A 16,329-nucleotide genomic window follows, 5' to 3' on the forward strand; every position below is an offset into this window, starting at 1 on the left:
ATATGATGGGGAATCCAAGTATAGATTGCTTAGGGTGTCGATTAGCAAATAACCAAGAAAAATCGCATATGATATTTGAAGATTCGTTTGTGACATGCCTGCTAGACCACAAGCCGTTTAACGAAGGACACCTCTTAATTCTTCCTAAAGCACATATAGTGGAAATCGACGAATTCGATACTGAACACATATTGGCCGTGATGAATGCAGCGAAGCTAATGACAAAAGCAGTTAAGACGCTTTTTATTCCAGACGGAGTTACTCTCTCTCAAAACGGGGGTATGTTTAACGAGTTAACTCATTTTCACATGCACATCGTTCCGAGATATAAAGAGGAGTGTTTCGGAGATTTTTATACGCAAATTCCCGAATATGCTGAAAATGATGACGTCTTGGCTACAACAGCTCAGAAAATGCGCCGCGTCATTCAGCAAATGTCTTTATAAAAAAAAACGGCCTCCTTATGGAAGCCGTTCTCTTTATTGACGATCAAATAATGAACTTCCTGCAATACCAGGGTTCGTCATTTCAAATGGATTTAAAATGAGATCTAATTCCTCTTCTGTTAACACATCGTATTGAAGGCAAAGCTCACGAATTGGTTTTCCTGTTAAAATCGCTTCACGCGCAATACGCGATACGACTTCATAGCCTAAGTGAGGGTTAACAGCTGTAATAATCCCTACGCTTTTTTCTACATATTCTTTCATCCGCGTTTCGTTTGCTTCAATTCCTGCTAGACAGTGATCTGTAAAGCTTCTGAAACCGTTGTTCATGATGCTGATTGATTGAAGTAAATTAAATACAAGCACAGGTTCCATGACGTTAAGCTCCATCTGACCTGCTTCTGAAGCAAGAGAGATCGTTTGGTCATTTCCCATTACTTGAAACGCAATTTGATTGATTAATTCAGCCATAACCGGGTTTACTTTTCCTGGCATGATTGAAGAACCAGGCTGACGAGCAGGAAGGCTGATTTCTCCTAGACCTGCACGAGGACCTGATGCCATTAAACGCAGGTCATTTGCAATTTTAGACATATTCGTCATACAGATTTTAAGCGCTGCAGATACTTCTGTATAAGCATCTGTATTTTGAGTAGCGTCCACTAAATGCTCTGCATGTACAAGCGGCAGACCGCTGATATCGGCTAAGTGTTTGACTACATTTTCAATATAGCGAGGATCTGCATTTAAGCCTGTTCCAACAGCTGTCGCTCCCATATTTACTTCATGCAAGTGGTCACGCGTCGCGCTAATACGCTTAATGTCGCGCGCTAACACGCGGCTGTATGCTTCAAACTCTTGACCAAGACGAACGGGTACAGCATCTTGAAGATGCGTACGGCCCATTTTAATTACATGATCAAATTCTTGCGCTTTTCGTTTAAATACATCATGCATATCATTCATTGTAACAAGAAGTTTATTTAATAAGTTCAGCGTTGAAATATGGATAGCCGTTGGAAATACATCATTTGTTGATTGAGACATATTCACATGGCTGTTAGGACTTAATTTACCGTATTCGCCTTTATTGTCTCCCATAATTTCAAGGGCACGGTTTGCAATCACTTCATTAGCATTCATATTCATTGACGTTCCTGCTCCGCCTTGAATAGGATCCACAATAAAGTATTCATGCCACTGACCTGCTAAGATTTCATCAGCTGCTTGCACAATCGCATTTCCAATACCTTCATATAAGCGCTTTGTATCCATATTTGCAAGCGCTGCCGCTTTTTTTACGATAGCAAGCGCTTTAATCATTTCTTCATGTACTTTATAACCCGTAATCGGGAAATTTTCTACGGCACGTGCGGTTTGTACACCGTAGTATACGTCTGCTGGAATTTGTTTTTCTCCTAGAAAATCAGCTTCTGTACGATATCCTGCTGTTTCTTGTTTCATAGCTGTACCTGCTTTCTTTTTTAATTAATATCTTCTGCAATCGACGTTTCCATCATCTTTTTCACTTGGTGAGGGTCTTTGGTTTGTCCGAGCACCCACATTAATTTAGGAACAATGGCTTCTGTGTTCATGTTTTTTGAGCGAACGACGCTGTCATGATTAATCATTCGGCCTACTTCATAAATGCCCATGTCTTCTCCTTCTTCAAGGCACTGAGTAGTAATGACAACGGATACACCGTGATTTGTCAATTCAACAAGCTTGGCTAAAATATTGCGAACTTGAAATGGAATTCCTCCACTTCCATAGCTTTCAACAACAACGCCTTGATATACATCTTTTAATCCATCGAAAAATTCAGGCTTAATTCCGGGAAACAGTTTGACAACTGCCACATCCGTACAAAGAGATGTATTAACCGTCAACTCTTCTTTACTAGAGCCAACCGATTTTGTATATTCCACCGTATTATCATGGATAGACGCCACGTATGGATAGTTAATGCTTTCAAATGCATCATAACTTTTTGTACGAAGCTTAATTGCTCTTGTGCCTTGAATCACACGACCGTCAAAGACTACATAGACTCCGCCTGTTTCCTCACATGCAAAGCGAATCGCATCTGCAATATTGCGCTTCGCGTCCGTTTTACTAAATGAAATAGGAATTTGAGATCCTGTAATCGCAATTGGTTTTTTAGAATGCTGAAGCATGTAAGAAAGAGCTGCCGATGTGTAGGCCATTGTATCTGTTCCATGGGTAATAACAAAACCATCGTATTCATTATAATGCTCTTCAATCGCTTTTGCCATCTCTATCCAACATTCAGGCTGCATATTTGTACTATCAAGATTCATAAGAGATTTGCTGTCAATTTGACAATGTTCATTTAAATCAGGTATGTAGCTTAGTAATTGATCTGGCTCCATTCCAGGAACAAGTCCATTTTCACCTTCAAGTGAAGCGACCGTTCCGCCAGTTGATAACAATAATAGTTTTTTCAAAACCGACATCCCCTTTGCTTAATTTCTGTAAAAAAACCTGACAATCTATCAAATAAATTATATTCATTTCGCGTACTTCACCTGTAATTATAGTAACCCAAATTCAATAAATCAAGAGAAAAATTATTCGTTTCGCGTACACTTTTCTCTACGGCAATGATATAATGAATAAAAATGTAAATTAGCTCACGGTTTGATTCCAAAGATCTGCGCGCGAGCTGAATGCCTCGGTTTTTTACATACTACACCTACAAAGGAGCGTCATGAATGTTAAGCAGATTAGCTCAACTCAGGAAAGAAAAAAAATGGTCTCTTCAATATACAGCTGACCAGCTTGAAATTGCTAAAAGCACCTACGCAGGATACGAATCTGGTTATCGTCGTCCTTCTCTTGAAGCACTCGTTACAATCGCAGAACTATTTGATACATCAACAGACTACTTGCTAGGTAAGGAAAAGGAACCTCATTCTCCTTCAGATGCACCCATCGAATTAACATCGCCTCAGACTCATAGAATTACGGTCGACGGTGCGGAACTATCTCAAGAAGAAATTCAGCAGCTGACGGCCTTTATTCGTGCTAAAAGACAAATTGAAAAAGAAACTGCACCTTCTTCAATTTAAAGAAGATTAGAAGCAGGTTGCTTCTAATCTTCTAGCTGCATGTCTAAATAGGCTACTACTTCTTTTGTTATTTCCTCTTCTGTTTCTTCCATCAGCTCTCCGGTTATCTTGCTGCCTGGGAGCTTCTTCGAAGAACGAATGCCCAAAAATGTGCGTACACAGTGCCAGATAGGAATAAAAAGACCATCTAAAAACTCATCTTTTTCTAAAATACCCACTTGAATAGTGGCGTGATAACCAGGGTGAAAAGGATTTTCCCCTTCACGGATCACATCTACAGAGATCTCCATCCCCTTTTTTTCAAAAGCTTCTTTATATTGTTCATATATGGATTTAAGAAGTTCTTGCATAGACCTTTCAACCTTATGTATATGCTTTTCTAACTGCGGCGTAAATTGTTTTGCGGTGTATTCCATCTATTTCCCCCTTCTTTCGGTTCCCTATCTATTATTTTATTGTATCATAAGAAAAGCGTTCGTCTGTCTAGCAGAAAACCCCGCTTTTTTGTAGAAAAGCGGGGTTCATACATACCTTTATTAGCAATAGCCTACATTGCTTTATCTTGTTTAGAAGATGATTTTAATTTTTTATTTTTAGTTGGATCTGGCTCATTAGAAGACATGATGATGTTTCCTTCGCCGTTGCACACTTTGCACTTTATCAATCCAAATTTCTTACCGGCTCCTTGGCATTGTGGACAAACATATCGAATTGGCATAAACTGTACCTTCCTTTTTTCTAATTTATACCTGCGCCTTGAAAGCGCCTGTGGTTAGTTTATAGTTTCATTATAAATTGTACAATCCACCCTATCAAGACGTGCCAAATTGCACATCTTTGATGGCAAGAAATTCTTCCTTTCTAAAATTCACCTAAAAAATGAGTCGATAGGCAGGAGAATTTCTATTGTTGTTAAAAGGCAATACGTCAGAGGAAGTTTCTTATTGGATATAATTAGCGAATCCTCGCGCTAAAAATTTTACTTTTTTTCGTGAATCTAAAGGCTAAACAACCGTTTTATCTCGAATTTCTTTTGAAATGGTTACGTCTTTCCAAAGCTGTTCGTATTTATAGCCCGTTAAACTTTCACAAACCGCTTTCGCTTCAGGAGTAACGGCGGTCGCCGGCCCCCCCTTTTTTCTTCTTTCAATTTCAGCTAATAAAATTTTGTGATTTTTCGGACTTATTTTAAACCATATGGTTGCTATAATTCCCATGAGAATTAAAATAGCAGGTACAATCATGAACAGCTTTTGTAAGCCGGCTAGCGTAGACGCTGACTGCTCGGCATTTGGTACATAGCCAATATTCTTTAAGGCAATACCAACAAGAAAAATCGCAAGCGCCTGAGACGATTTTCGAATAAATGACATCAGCCCTGCATACACGCCTTCTCGTCTTTTTGTCGTAATCATCTCATCTACATCTGATACAAATGGCAGTACATTCCATGGAATCATGATCGCTCCCGAATGACCGCTTCCTAAAAAAAATGCCGCTAAGTAAATAAGAACTAACGAGCTATCTGTTGTTAGGAAACTGAATAAAATAATGCCCGTTCCCCAAATGACCATGCTGAAGTTATAGGTTAATTTATTTCCTAACTTAATGGCTATGTACGTAACAAGAGGAATAAATAGCACTTGTGTAATTTGCACAAAGCTCAGGGTATCTGCATAGATCGCTTCGCGCAGCATGTAATAGGCAATAAAATAAAAGAAAAGAGCATTAAATACATCCATTGCAATGTAAGATGCTAAATACATGGCAAGGTACACGTTAAACGACTTGTTTTTAAATGCACTTCCAAAACTGATAAACAGCTGCTTAAATTCTAACCAAAATCCGTTTTTCTTTTTTCGTTCCACTACTTCTCCGCTATCCCATGTTCCCTTGTAGACAAAAATCCATGGAAGAGCAAAAAGAAGACCAAAGATAATGCCCATGATTAAATATCCTTGTCCACCTGGAAACGCATCAATGATTCGTTTCGGGAAAAAAGCACCTAAAAATGAAGCCCCTTGTGAAAAGACCATGCGTATTCCCGTCATTTTCGAACGAATACTATAATCTGTCGTCATTTCTGCTGCTAGCGTGTTGTAAGGAACCATCACCATACCAAACGCCGTGTTGAATAAAAGATAGGCTAAGATAAAATAGGAGTATTTAAACATATGTGAGCCTTCAATAGGAATCCACAGCATACTGAACGTGATGGCAACTGGAATGATTCCAAAAAGAAAAAAGACTCTTCTTCGTCCTTTTTTTGTCTGAAGATGATCAGATATGTACCCAATGGTTGGATCTAACAAAGCATCCCACACTTTTCCAAGAGCTACAATCGTTCCTGCTTCTACAGGAGAAAGCCCGACTACATCCGTTAAAAAAACCATAAATAATGTGCCGATAATAAAAAAGGATCCTCCGCCAAATAAATCCCCAAATCCATACGCTACCATATTACGAAAGCGCACTTGTTTTGTTTTCCCTTGCATATGCAGCCCTCCCCCTGAGTAAATAGACTAGCTTCTTTTGTTATTCACTTTTTTCTATTTTACTAAACTATCCCTTAAAAAATAAGGGATATGTCATCTGTTCTACTCACAAAAATAAGATACTTTCTACTTATATAAATAGAAAAGCAGCTGGATAAAACGTTCTTCTTTATACCCTATTATAAGTTGACTTTTTGTTCACAGCTGTTATAATTCAACCCATTGCTAGTTATTTAGCTATAAAATGCAAACTTGAACATTTGACATCTGAGCTGTGACGAATAAAATAATAAGTATGAAACCTATTGATATCTTTAAAGCATTATCTAATGAAACTCGATTAAATATATTAGAGTGGTTAAAAGAACCTGAAAAGCATTTTAAAGACAAACAAGCACATTTGCCTAAGGAGGTCAGCAGCAGAGGCGGTGTTTGCGTGGGAGATATTCAAGAAAAAGCTCAGCTGTCTCAGTCAACAGTATCCAGCTATCTTTCCATGATGCAAAAAGCAGGTTTGTTAGAGTCAATTCGGCACGGTCAATGGACATACTATCGCCGAAACGAAGAGACGCTTCAAGAGCTTTCTTCATTCTTACGAAAAAAACTTTAACGAGTTTTTTTCACTCATTATATCTATTTTTCTAGATATACAAATATAAAGAAATATTGGAGTGATAAACGTGAAGTTGTTGGTTTATTTAGTTGCGGTTTTAGGCGGCGCTGCTTTAAGTATGGAAGGCGCCATTGCCGGAGAACTCGGAAAAACAGTTGGAAAACTTGAAAGCAGTTATTATATTTTTATCATGGGAACGCTCATTTTAGGTCTGACCACTTTATTTGCTGGAAAGGGAGATTTACCTTACGTCTTAAAAGCGCCTAAGTGGAATTTAACCGGTGGATTATTAGGTACGGTTTATTTAACGATTCTAGTGATTAGTATCCCCTTTATCGGAATTGGCGTTTCAATGGTTGCGGTTATTGTGGGCCAAATGATTACAAGCATGATCATTGAGCATTTTGGTTGGCTTGGCAGCAGCAAAATTAAAATTAACAAAGAACGCGTAATGGCTATTGTATGTATGGGAATTGCGCTTGTACTTATTTTCTAGGAGGGTTTTACAATGAGTTTATTGATGGTGATACTTACCTTAATAGGAGGATTAACGCTAAGCGCTCAGTCTTCTATTAACGGTACTTTAAGTAAAAAAACAGGTACGTTTGAAACAGCTTTTTTAACCTTTGCAACAGGTGCCATGATTTTAACGATTGTCGTGGTCTTCTTTGGACAAGGAAACATTCTCTCTGTTTTTGATGTCCCTAAATGGCAGCTTACTTGCGCTTTATTCGGAGCATCTTATTTGTTTCTAACCGTTTTAGCCGTTCCTAAAATTGGCGTAACAGCAGCTAATATTTCAACTGTTATCGGTCAGTTATTTGCAAGTATGATTATCGACCATTTTGGCTGGTTTGGAAGCAAAGAAGTACCCTTTGATCTATCCCGCTGGATTGGTGTAGCATTTATGTTATTAGCTCTTTATTTTATTTTCAAAGGCAATAAGAAAACAGCAGCATAAAATATTCATGAAAATAGCCAAGTGTCCCTATGTAAAGGCGCACTTGGCTATTTTTGTACGTAAACCACGTTTGAATTTTCAATCAATTATTTAGAACATATTTTATTTAAACGAAATTGGTTTTTAATCAGGTGAATTTCACAAAAAACTGTGCATACCTTCATGCCTTTGTTCAAAAGATAAAGATGCAGATCTAGAAAATCAGCTACATAAACGAACAGGTAAGGTGGGTTTTTTCGTGGGAAAATTTTTGTTTTTAGCAGCATTTGTCTTTTTTTGTTTTACGCTTTCCATTTCCGCAGAAGAAAATATACCAGAAGAAAATATAGAATCACACGTAAGTCAGCCTGTTGTAAAAGATTTTATTTATCAATCTCTTGAACCTTGGGTACATCAAGATATTACTTCTCATTATGAGAAGGTGTACGGTAAACAGCATAAAAAAGTAAAAGTTCGCCCGATTAAAAAAGATGATATCGGAATACAAATGGGTGAAATACAGCCAGGTAAAGGCGGTAAGTTCACTCATATTGTGCGGGTAAAAATCTTAAACTTGAAAGTAAAACCTGAGGGAGAAGATGAATTCTTTGCAACGGATACGCTTATTTACAAAGTGAATATCAACGATCTTTCTGCTGAAAATGATGTAGAAAACGTCGTAAAATTACTCGAGTATAAACATCAAGAAAGATAAAGGCTCAAAAAGCCAATTCTTACCCCTTTTGAAGGTATTTATTCCGCTATTCAAAAGGGGCTTTATTATGAAGTGTGTTTTCTCTTCACAATTTTAGGGAATATAACTACCACTTATCCCCTAATTTTTTCATATTGCTAGTGCATAAGATACGAACTTGATAACTTTTTGTCGGTTTTTATCTATTTCTGTAGGGTTTCTTGTAGGATGAAAAAGAAAGTAAAGCGCTTTAATTGCTATGACAGAAAGGTTGAGGATAGCTGTCCTGCATAACTGGAAATCAATAGGTATTAAGAACTGCATGTAACGACAAAAGTTGACAGCTAAAGATTTCAGAATAATAATAATAAAGCAACAACGTTTAAACGAAAGACTTATTTTACATGAAAGGTGTTAGTCAGATGAACAATTTACATCGAAGAATGGGAACATTCGCGTTAACCATGACGGGACTTGGATCAATTATTGGTTCCGGCTGGTTATTTGGAGCGTGGCGAGCAGCTCAAATTGCAGGGCCGGCTGCTATTTTATCATGGGTCATTGGAATGGTCGTTATTTTATTTATTGCACTTTCTTACAGTGAATTAGGATCCATGTTTCCCGAAGCCGGCGGGATGGTCAAGTATACGCAGTACTCACACGGTTCGTTTATTGGTTTTATTGCTGCTTGGGCAAACTGGATTGCGATTGTATCCGTTATTCCAGTCGAAGCAGTAGCTTCTGTACAGTATATGAGTTCGTGGCCTTGGAAGTGGGCACAGTGGACAAGCCACCTCGTAGAAAAAGGAACGTTAACTGGCGAAGGATTAGCTATCGCTACTGTGCTATTGATTATTTACTTTTTACTGAATTATTGGACAGTTGGACTATTTTCCAAAGCCAACTCGTTAATTACTATTTTTAAAATTGTTATACCGGGACTTACAATCGGAGCACTTTTATTTGTAGGCTTTCACGGCGAGAACTTCACTTCTGGAAGCAGCATCGCACCAAACGGCTGGGCTAGCGTGCTTACAGCAGTTGCTACGTCTGGGATTGTGTTTGCTTTTAACGGTTTTCAAAGCCCTATTAATATGGCGGGAGAAGCGAAAAATCCGGGCCGCTCTATTCCGATTGCGGTAGTAGGCTCAATTTTAGTTGCTACAGTCATTTATTTGCTTCTACAAATTGCTTTTATCGGGGCTGTAAATCCTTCTGATATTGCGAAGGGATGGAGTCATTTAAACTTTAACTCTCCGTTTGCAGATTTAGCCATTGCCCTTAACATTAACTGGCTTGTCATTGTCCTGTATGCAGATGCGTTTGTTTCACCATCTGGAACAGGTATTACGTATACAGCTACTACTGCTCGAATGATTTATGGTATGGAACAAAATAAATATTTGCCAAGTGTCCTAGGACGCCTTCATCCGATTTATGGTGTTCCGCGTCAGGCCATGTTTTTTAACTTAGCTGTTGCTCTTGTCTTTTTGTTTTTATTTCGGGGCTGGGGCGTGCTTGCTGAAATTATTTCAGTCGCTACGCTTATCTCTTACATTACAGGTCCTGTTACGGTTATGACGCTAAGACGAACTGGCAGCGATTTATATCGTCCCCTTCGTTTAAAAGGATTAAGCATCATTGCGCCGCTTGGTTTTATTTTTGCTTCTTTAACGCTATATTGGGCGCGCTGGCCGCTAACTGGACAAGTTTTGTTTATTATTTTAATCGGCCTTCCTATTTATTTTTATTATCAAGCAAAGGCTAAATGGAAAGGCTCTCGACAGAACTTCAAAGGCGGCGTATGGATGGTTGTATACTTACTTTGTATGATGACTATTTCATGGCTTGGAAGCGAAAAGTTTGGAGGCCTTAATGTTATTAAATATGGATGGGATATGGGAATTATTGTTGTTGTTTCTCTTCTCTTCTACACATGGGCTTTAAAAAGCGGCTTCAAAACAGAGTATTTAGAGAATGGAAGAAAAGTAAATGACGACTTAAAAGCAGCAGTGAATGAAACAGCAGCTTCTAAAGAGTCATAACAAAAGCACCTTGCATAAGCAAGGTGCTTCTTAGTGAGCAGTTCTAACTTTTTTCAGCACGTCTTCGATCGTAATTTGATCTAGATGCCTGATTACGCTTTGCTCACTTTCCGTGAAAATGTCGTCCATAACTGTTTGAATGTTTGATTTCACAATACAGTCAGCGTCAGGGTCGCCGCTGCACCAGTGAGGCTTCAACGTTCCTGTCGATACAACTCGGTAAATCAGCCCAAGACTTATTTCAGCAGGGCTGCAGCCTAAAGTATAACCGCCGCCTAGCCCTTCTTTTGTCCGAACCAAGTTGTTTTTTCTGAGTGTACTCATTGTTTTCCGAACCCGTGCAGGATTGGTACAGATGTTATAAGCAATCGATTCACTGCTTGCCCGGTGATCTGGTAAATTTGCTAGGAACACTAAGCTGTGCACGGCAATGGTAAATTCACTGTTCATCTTCCATAAACCACCTTTTTTCTTTCTCTACTGTAACGTTAAGTGACACAGTTCAAAAAGTCAAGAGAGCAAGGAAGGAAAGAAGAACTGTAGCTTTATTTATTCACGGTCTTCTTTTTCTATACTTTCTACTTCGTTAGCTGAGTTGATTTCAAGGTATACTGTCTTTTCTTTTAAACTGCCTTTTTCTTCTTTTTCAAAGTCAGTGCTTTTTTGATACGTTTTTTTGCCGTTTGGAACTTTTACCGTTATATGTTTGTTACTTTCTTCTATAAAAATACCCACAACTTTACGTTCGTTTCCATCTTGTTCGTACACGCCATCTTTATCTGCTTTTGCTTTTGGAGTTAATTCAATACTAATTGCTTCTTGTGTAGCTGCGTCAATCTCAGCTTCTACTTCTTTATTAAGCATATCTTTTAGCTGTGAGCCTTCCACTTCCATCCCAGAGCTCTTTGGTACTTTAACAAGTTGATCATCAATACTCAGCGTCATTTCTTTTTTAGCGTCTTTTTTTAACGTACCGATCAAGTCAAAATCTTCTTCTTTCCCCTTTTTAATGTCTGGGTCATTGGAATACTGCTGTAGCTTTATCAATTCTTGACGGTCTTCAATTGGTTTTTCCTCTGCTTTATGATTGTCTGATTTTGTCTTGTTAGCCGGTTCACCTGAACAGGCTGCCGCACTTCCAATCATACAGAGAGTGACTAAGGACAGGATTCCTTTTGTTAGCTGTTTTTGCATATGTATTCTCCTTTTTCTTTTTTATTTCCACCTTTATACATATGTAAAACAAAAAATGAAACATAACGACATCCAGGAAACCTACGTTCACCCTACCAATGAAAAAATCCGAACGGGTTGAATTCTTTATCAAGAATCAAACGCGTTCGGATTTTCTTTCAACTAAAACACTTTGGTCCTAGCTTCTTTTTAAAGCTGCTGTTGCTTCAATATATGATTCGCTTCTTCTAAGTAAGTCACATACGCCTGTACTTGTTTATCACCGTAATTATCTAGTTCAAACAGCGCTTCTTGTATAAAATTAAAATTATCAATAATATGCTGTGTTTTCATGCCTCGGCTTGTGAGTAAATTGTTTAACCATAAGGCATAGTCCGTAAAAATTTGCAGGTTGTCTAACTTATATGTTGTCTCGAGATACTTCATATGATAATGATTATCTTCATGGCATCTTTCTTTGCCGCGCTCTCCGAATTTTTCGAGCAAAGAAGGTTCTAACTCGTAGATTTTCTCCGTTACTCTTTCGACGATCTTATTAACGGGAAGTGAACTCATCGTGCCACCACTTTGTACTGAGAAACTTTTGGGATGACGGCTGCCAGTTCTTGATCAGGGTACTTTTTCTCTAAATCATGAATACGCTTGAAATCTTCGCTTCGTACCCAGCTTAAATAATTCTCTTTCGTATCAAATGTAAGCTGAACGGTGAGCTCCCCTGCTCGCTTATCGTTTTGAAGAAGTAGAAAGTCTACAAATCCTGGAGCCTCGTCGACTGATTTTGAACGATTTTTATAAATTCCAATCACTTCTTCAGCTTTTTCATCCGGTACATTAAATGTTGAAAATACGGTGTACATCTTGGTTCCTCCCTTTATGATACAAAACCTGGGTTCTTTTCTCTTTATTGTACATCATATAGGAGATGAAATGGTGTTACGTTTAGATTTCACTGGGGTTACAGCAGGTCTTTAACCTAAAAGCCCTTTGAAACGCTGTTTCAAAGGGCTTTTTTATCCGTTATTAGTTTTCGATTTTTGTTAATTGTTCTGTATGTGTTTTTACACGTGCTGGATCAATTGTAATACGGGCAACGCCTGAATCCATTGCTGCTTTTGCTACAGACTCCGCTACAGCTGGTGCTACGCGAGGATCAAATGGTCCAGGGATCACGTAATCTGCGTTTAGCTCTTCTTCTGTAATAAGGGCTGCAATTGCTTCAACAGCAGCTTTTTTCATTTCTTCGTTAATATGAGTAGCGCGAACGTCTAACGCACCGCGGAAAATTCCAGGGAATGCAAGAACGTTATTTACTTGGTTAGGGAAGTCTGAACGACCTGTTCCAATAACAGCCGCTCCTGCTTCTTTTGCAGCGTCTGGCTTGATTTCGGGATTAGGATTTGCCATCGCAAAGATAATTGCATCTTCATTCATTGATTTAACCATCTCTTGAGATAATGCATCTGCTGCAGATACGCCGATAAATACATCTGCGCCTTTAATTACATCGCTTAGCGTACCGCTTTCTTTGTTTACATTTGTATAAGAAGCCACTTCAGCTTTCACTTTGTTCATACCTTGAGGGCGGCCTTCATAAATAGCACCTCTTGTATCACACATGATCATGTCACGTACGCCGTAAGAATAAAGAAGTTTTGTAATAGCAATGCCGGCAGCTCCTGCTCCGTTTAAGACGATTTTTAAGTCTTCCATTGATTTGTTTACAATTTTTAATGCATTTACAAGTCCTGCTACCGTTACGATTGCTGTACCGTGCTGATCATCATGGAACACAGGAATATCTACTTCTTTTTTCAGGCGCTCTTCAATTTCAAAGCACTGTGGAGCTGCGATATCTTCTAAGTTAATGCCTCCGAATGTATGAGCCATTAATTTCACAGTTTCAACAATTTTATCTGTATCTGTTGTATCAAGTGCAATTGGGAATGCATCTACGCCTGCAAAGCTTTTAAATAAAATTGCTTTTCCTTCCATAACGGGAAGTGAAGCCGCAGGTCCGATGTTTCCAAGACCAAGAACAGCAGTACCATTTGTCACAACGCCGACCATGTTTCCTTTCATTGTGTAATCATACACCGTTTCTGGATGTTCATGAATTTCTTTACAAGGTTCTGCTACTCCCGGAGAGTAAGCTAAGCTTAAATCTTGAGCGTTTTGAACTTCAACTTTTGATTTAACTTCTAACTTACCTTGTTTTTCTTGATGCATATGTAGTGCTTGATCACGTAGTGACATAATTGTATTCTCTCCTTTTTTTCTATACATTTAAATTTTTTAATGAATTTATTTAACACTTGCTTTTTATCTCCATAATTGTAAGACAACCTGACTGAATAAATTCACAGACAAGTGCCATTATGAAACAAGAAACATAAAAAGTAAACTATCTTGCTTAAACCACTGCTGCGCTTTGTTAATATAAAGTCTAGACGTGTCGGCAACTCTTGTTTGTCTCACTTCAAGTTGTCTGATATACAGACAACTTAGAAAATATACAACCGTTCACTATAGCGCTTTCAAATACGTTTCAGCAAAATCGACGGCTTTAGGCATTGAAAAGAAGTATGCACGTGCTGAACCAATTTTTTCAGCTTTTATTCCTTTTGCTTCAATAAACGCTTCACCTATCTCTTCAAACAGCCCTTCTCGAAACTCTAATTCTTTATACGTCTTCCATACTCGCTTTCCTGAATCTATAACTGGAGATCCTTTTTGAATCACATTTCGATATGGAATCCGATATTCTGCTAGATGAAAAGAAGTATTATTCCCAAACCCGACACCTAATAATAAAACAAAGGCATGTTTTTTGTAAAGCCTTTCAAGAGGAGAATTTTCGCCTAAACTAAATTCAAGGGGATGATCTCTTAAGATGTCTTCGCTGTCCTTTCCCCAAGCGGCGAATGAATACATTGGATGGCTGCTTCTTCTTACGCCAGGATATGTTCGAAAAGTTTCCACGATTTGTCCCATCCCGCTTGTTGGCGTGTGGGCTGGATCATATGCAGGCATCGTTTCCCGAATATTTTCCCACCACTCTTTTGGCACAGCCGGATTGCCCCATTCTGATGGATCCGAAAGATCGACCGACTGTGACGGCATAACGATCGTTCCTTCCTCTGTCACTGTCTCCATTAAAGCTTGAACAACGGCTACTGAACCTCCGTTTACCCACCCTAATGAAGATAGTGAAGAATGAACCATGATAGTCATCCCTTGTGTGATGCCTAACCTGCATAAATCTTCTTTTAACGTCTCTTTCGTTCTAGGATGATCTGTTGCTTGGACAATGTGCTTCATCGTAAGCTCCTTACTTATAGTGCTGCTAGAATGTGTTGCTGAACTCTAGAAATATATGTAAAACTTATGTTTCCATAATAGTAAGAATAACACCAATTGTCAAATTATTTAAAGTAATAGAAAAACTTAGTTTTATTCATATCAGTTATCATACAACTGACTTGTTGGTAAGTTTTATTTCCTTCAACTATCTTACTATAATAACAGCTAATGAATCTTTTTCAGTAAAGTAAAAAGAAGAATATTCCTATAAATAAAAGAAATACTAAGGAAGCTATACATATTTACATATCACTATTTTCAGGAGGAATGTGTACAATGAGCACATCAAAACTTCCGCCGCTCACGTCCTCGGAGCTCGCTAACTTATGGATGACTTATCAAGAAAAAACGATGATTTCGAGGTTTTTAGAATATTGTCTTGAAGGTAAAGAAGATCATAAAGAGCTTTTTGAGCTGTATTATAGCCGCTCATTAAATATTACAGAGCAAATCAAAGAAATTTTAGAGAACGAAGGTGCGGTTATTCCTTTAGGATTTACTAAACATGATGTAAACCTAGGAGTGCCGAAACTATTCGACTCCATGTTTGAAATCATGTACGTACGCTTAATGTCTCAGATTGAAACAGGCCTATTTGCTTTGCATTCAACGATGTCCTACCGGGAAGATATACGGAGTTTTTTTGTAAATGCAACATCAGAATCGCAGAACATATACAATCAATCCACTCAGATATTATTAGAAACCGGCGTCATTGCAAAGCCTCCTTACGTTTCGATGCCAAAAGAAGTTCGGTTTGTCCACGAACAAAATTATATCGGCGGGCTAAGTTGGCTTAGTGAAAAAAGATCTCTTAATACAATTGAAGTGTCGCTTATTCAACATGCCGTTGATACAAACCTTGTCGGAATGCAGCTGATGATTGGCTTTGCTCAAGCAGCTGGCAACAAAGAGGCACAGCAGCATTTTGTCAGCGGGATGAAGCTATCAAAAAAAATTGAAACAGAACTCGGAGATATTTTACGTCATAGCTATATAGAGCCTCCTGCTACCCATGCCGGAAAAGCAACAAGCTCAACTGTTTCTCCTTTTTCAGATAAATTAATGATGTACAACACCAGTCTTCTAAGCACCTTTGGCCTAGGAAGCAATGCTTTAGGGGGTGCTTTTAGCTTAAGAAGTGATTTGCCGCTCAAAATGCTGCAGCTGGCTAAAGACATTTACTTTTTTGCAAAAGAAGGCGGAAAAATTATGATTCAAAACGGATGGCTTGAAGAGCCTCCTCAAATTGAAGATCGCAATCAGTTAACCAAGAAATAGGTTCTTTGCTACAGGAAAGCTAGCTGCTCTACGTACAGCTAGCTCTTTTTGTTTTTTTAGTATACTGTTTTTAGTGCTAGCACGTAACAAATGTTTGCGTTATTTAGAAGCTGTTCCTATCTTTTTCCTAGTCATTTAGCTCATATCTCTACTTAATTTATAACAGAAA

Annotated in this window: 19 protein-coding genes; 8 read left to right on the forward strand and 11 right to left on the reverse strand. The window is 38.4% G+C overall.

The genetic code is table 11. The features are described from left to right. Positions 1-2 precede the first annotated feature (2 nt). On the forward strand, positions 3-446 hold the full coding sequence (locus tag CEQ83_RS15245; protein ID WP_154973719.1) for an HIT family protein: 444 nt from the start codon (positions 3-5) through the stop codon (positions 444-446). A 33-nt stretch (positions 447-479) separates the two neighbouring features. On the opposite strand, the gene aspA is transcribed toward CEQ83_RS15245, so the two are convergent. Further along, positions 480-1,910: an aspartate ammonia-lyase gene (gene aspA / locus CEQ83_RS15250; RefSeq protein WP_014459383.1), complete on the reverse strand. Its 1,431-nt coding sequence runs from the start codon at positions 1,908-1,910 to the stop codon at positions 480-482. A gap of 20 nt (positions 1,911-1,930) precedes the next feature. Further along, entirely contained in the window at positions 1,931-2,914 is a 984-nt protein-coding gene (locus tag CEQ83_RS15255) for an asparaginase (protein WP_028414386.1), read from the reverse strand. A 267-nt stretch (positions 2,915-3,181) separates the two neighbouring features. On the opposite strand from CEQ83_RS15255, the gene CEQ83_RS15260 reads away from it, so the two are divergent. Further along, positions 3,182-3,538 (forward strand): helix-turn-helix domain-containing protein, encoded by a 357-nt coding sequence (locus tag CEQ83_RS15260; protein WP_028414387.1) that lies wholly within the window; start codon positions 3,182-3,184, stop codon positions 3,536-3,538. A gap of 23 nt (positions 3,539-3,561) precedes the next feature. Here the strand turns inward: CEQ83_RS15260 and CEQ83_RS15265 are convergent, their stop codons facing one another. From CEQ83_RS15265 to CEQ83_RS15270, 3 genes are all read right to left on the reverse strand, one after another. Next, positions 3,562-3,954 carry a hypothetical protein gene (locus CEQ83_RS15265; protein WP_028414388.1) on the reverse strand — a complete coding sequence of 131 codons (393 nt, stop codon included), beginning with the start codon at positions 3,952-3,954 and terminating at the stop codon, positions 3,562-3,564. Positions 3,955-4,085: 131 nt separating this feature from the next. Next, entirely contained in the window at positions 4,086-4,256 is a 171-nt protein-coding gene (locus CEQ83_RS27110; RefSeq protein WP_013083852.1) for a hypothetical protein, read from the reverse strand. A 286-nt stretch (positions 4,257-4,542) separates the two neighbouring features. Continuing rightward, the gene (locus tag CEQ83_RS15270; protein WP_028414389.1) at positions 4,543-6,033 is read right to left on the reverse strand and encodes an MFS transporter; all 1,491 of its coding nucleotides are present in this window, start codon (positions 6,031-6,033) and stop codon (positions 4,543-4,545) included. A gap of 295 nt (positions 6,034-6,328) precedes the next feature. Here CEQ83_RS15270 and CEQ83_RS15275 point away from each other — a divergent pair, with 295 nt between their 5' ends. The 5 genes from CEQ83_RS15275 (at position 6,329) to CEQ83_RS15295 (ending at position 10,325) form a co-directional block, all read left to right on the forward strand. Beyond that, positions 6,329-6,643 carry an ArsR/SmtB family transcription factor gene (locus CEQ83_RS15275; protein WP_013083854.1) on the forward strand — a complete coding sequence of 105 codons (315 nt, stop codon included), beginning with the start codon at positions 6,329-6,331 and terminating at the stop codon, positions 6,641-6,643. 70 nt (positions 6,644-6,713) lie between these two features. Continuing rightward, positions 6,714-7,142 (forward strand): DMT family transporter, encoded by a 429-nt coding sequence (locus CEQ83_RS15280; RefSeq protein WP_028409192.1) that lies wholly within the window; start codon positions 6,714-6,716, stop codon positions 7,140-7,142. Between the two features lie 12 nt (positions 7,143-7,154). Continuing rightward, positions 7,155-7,607 (forward strand): DMT family transporter, encoded by a 453-nt coding sequence (locus tag CEQ83_RS15285; protein ID WP_013057779.1) that lies wholly within the window; start codon positions 7,155-7,157, stop codon positions 7,605-7,607. Positions 7,608-7,845: 238 nt separating this feature from the next. Then, positions 7,846-8,301, forward strand: coding sequence for a hypothetical protein (locus tag CEQ83_RS15290; protein ID WP_028414391.1), 456 nt, complete (start codon positions 7,846-7,848; stop codon positions 8,299-8,301). Positions 8,302-8,702: 401 nt separating this feature from the next. Further along, positions 8,703-10,325: a glutamate/serine transporter AimA gene (locus CEQ83_RS15295; protein WP_155017378.1), complete on the forward strand. Its 1,623-nt coding sequence runs from the start codon at positions 8,703-8,705 to the stop codon at positions 10,323-10,325. Between the two features lie 30 nt (positions 10,326-10,355). On the opposite strand, the gene CEQ83_RS15300 is transcribed toward CEQ83_RS15295, so the two are convergent. From CEQ83_RS15300 to CEQ83_RS15325, 6 genes are all read right to left on the reverse strand, one after another. Beyond that, on the reverse strand, positions 10,356-10,775 hold the full coding sequence (locus CEQ83_RS15300) for an Rrf2 family transcriptional regulator (protein ID WP_155017379.1): 420 nt from the start codon (positions 10,773-10,775) through the stop codon (positions 10,356-10,358). Between the two features lie 99 nt (positions 10,776-10,874). Next, positions 10,875-11,519, reverse strand: coding sequence for a hypothetical protein (locus tag CEQ83_RS15305; protein WP_155017380.1), 645 nt, complete (start codon positions 11,517-11,519; stop codon positions 10,875-10,877). A gap of 189 nt (positions 11,520-11,708) precedes the next feature. Beyond that, the gene (locus tag CEQ83_RS15310) at positions 11,709-12,074 is read right to left on the reverse strand and encodes a hypothetical protein (RefSeq protein ID WP_025751140.1); all 366 of its coding nucleotides are present in this window, start codon (positions 12,072-12,074) and stop codon (positions 11,709-11,711) included. Beyond that, positions 12,071-12,376 carry an antibiotic biosynthesis monooxygenase family protein gene (locus tag CEQ83_RS15315; protein ID WP_013057785.1) on the reverse strand — a complete coding sequence of 102 codons (306 nt, stop codon included), beginning with the start codon at positions 12,374-12,376 and terminating at the stop codon, positions 12,071-12,073. The genes CEQ83_RS15310 and CEQ83_RS15315 overlap by 4 nt, the downstream gene beginning before the upstream one ends. 163 nt (positions 12,377-12,539) lie before the next feature. Next, the gene (locus CEQ83_RS15320) at positions 12,540-13,772 is read right to left on the reverse strand and encodes an NADP-dependent malic enzyme (RefSeq protein WP_014459372.1); all 1,233 of its coding nucleotides are present in this window, start codon (positions 13,770-13,772) and stop codon (positions 12,540-12,542) included. A 270-nt stretch (positions 13,773-14,042) separates the two neighbouring features. Then, complete coding sequence (locus tag CEQ83_RS15325) at positions 14,043-14,837, reverse strand: AAC(3) family N-acetyltransferase (RefSeq protein WP_028414395.1); 795 nt, start codon at positions 14,835-14,837, stop codon at positions 14,043-14,045. A gap of 318 nt (positions 14,838-15,155) precedes the next feature. Between CEQ83_RS15325 and CEQ83_RS15330 the strand changes: the two genes are divergently transcribed. Beyond that, entirely contained in the window at positions 15,156-16,160 is a 1,005-nt protein-coding gene (locus CEQ83_RS15330; RefSeq protein WP_034270240.1) for a DUF3231 family protein, read from the forward strand. Positions 16,161-16,329 lie beyond the last annotated feature (169 nt).

The sequence above is a fragment of the Priestia megaterium genome, assembly GCF_009497655.1.
Taxonomy (GTDB): Bacteria; Bacillota; Bacilli; order Bacillales; family Bacillaceae_H; genus Priestia; species Priestia zanthoxyli.

Bases quoted from the DNA above. Each gene is read 5' to 3' on its own strand.
- CEQ83_RS15300 (WP_155017379.1), bottom strand. From the start codon at position 10,775: ATGAACAGTGAATTTACCATTGCCGTGCACAGCTTAGTGTTCCTAGCA.
- CEQ83_RS15325 (WP_028414395.1), bottom strand. From the start codon at position 14,837: ATGAAGCACATTGTCCAAGCAACAGATCATCCTAGAACGAAAGAGACG.
- CEQ83_RS15330 (WP_034270240.1), top strand. From the start codon at position 15,156: ATGAGCACATCAAAACTTCCGCCGCTCACGTCCTCGGAGCTCGCTAAC.
- CEQ83_RS15275 (WP_013083854.1), top strand. From the start codon at position 6,329: ATGAAACCTATTGATATCTTTAAAGCATTATCTAATGAAACTCGATTA.
- aspA (WP_014459383.1), bottom strand. From the start codon at position 1,910: ATGAAACAAGAAACAGCAGGATATCGTACAGAAGCTGATTTTCTAGGA.
- CEQ83_RS15295 (WP_155017378.1), top strand. From the start codon at position 8,703: ATGAACAATTTACATCGAAGAATGGGAACATTCGCGTTAACCATGACG.
- CEQ83_RS15270 (WP_028414389.1), bottom strand. From the start codon at position 6,033: ATGCAAGGGAAAACAAAACAAGTGCGCTTTCGTAATATGGTAGCGTAT.
- CEQ83_RS15305 (WP_155017380.1), bottom strand. From the start codon at position 11,519: ATGCAAAAACAGCTAACAAAAGGAATCCTGTCCTTAGTCACTCTCTGT.
- CEQ83_RS15245 (WP_154973719.1), top strand. From the start codon at position 3: ATGATGGGGAATCCAAGTATAGATTGCTTAGGGTGTCGATTAGCAAAT.
- CEQ83_RS15265 (WP_028414388.1), bottom strand. From the start codon at position 3,954: ATGGAATACACCGCAAAACAATTTACGCCGCAGTTAGAAAAGCATATA.
- CEQ83_RS15260 (WP_028414387.1), top strand. From the start codon at position 3,182: ATGTTAAGCAGATTAGCTCAACTCAGGAAAGAAAAAAAATGGTCTCTT.
- CEQ83_RS15315 (WP_013057785.1), bottom strand. From the start codon at position 12,376: ATGTACACCGTATTTTCAACATTTAATGTACCGGATGAAAAAGCTGAA.
- CEQ83_RS15320 (WP_014459372.1), bottom strand. From the start codon at position 13,772: ATGTCACTACGTGATCAAGCACTACATATGCATCAAGAAAAACAAGGT.
- CEQ83_RS15285 (WP_013057779.1), top strand. From the start codon at position 7,155: ATGAGTTTATTGATGGTGATACTTACCTTAATAGGAGGATTAACGCTA.
- CEQ83_RS27110 (WP_013083852.1), bottom strand. From the start codon at position 4,256: ATGCCAATTCGATATGTTTGTCCACAATGCCAAGGAGCCGGTAAGAAA.
- CEQ83_RS15310 (WP_025751140.1), bottom strand. From the start codon at position 12,074: ATGAGTTCACTTCCCGTTAATAAGATCGTCGAAAGAGTAACGGAGAAA.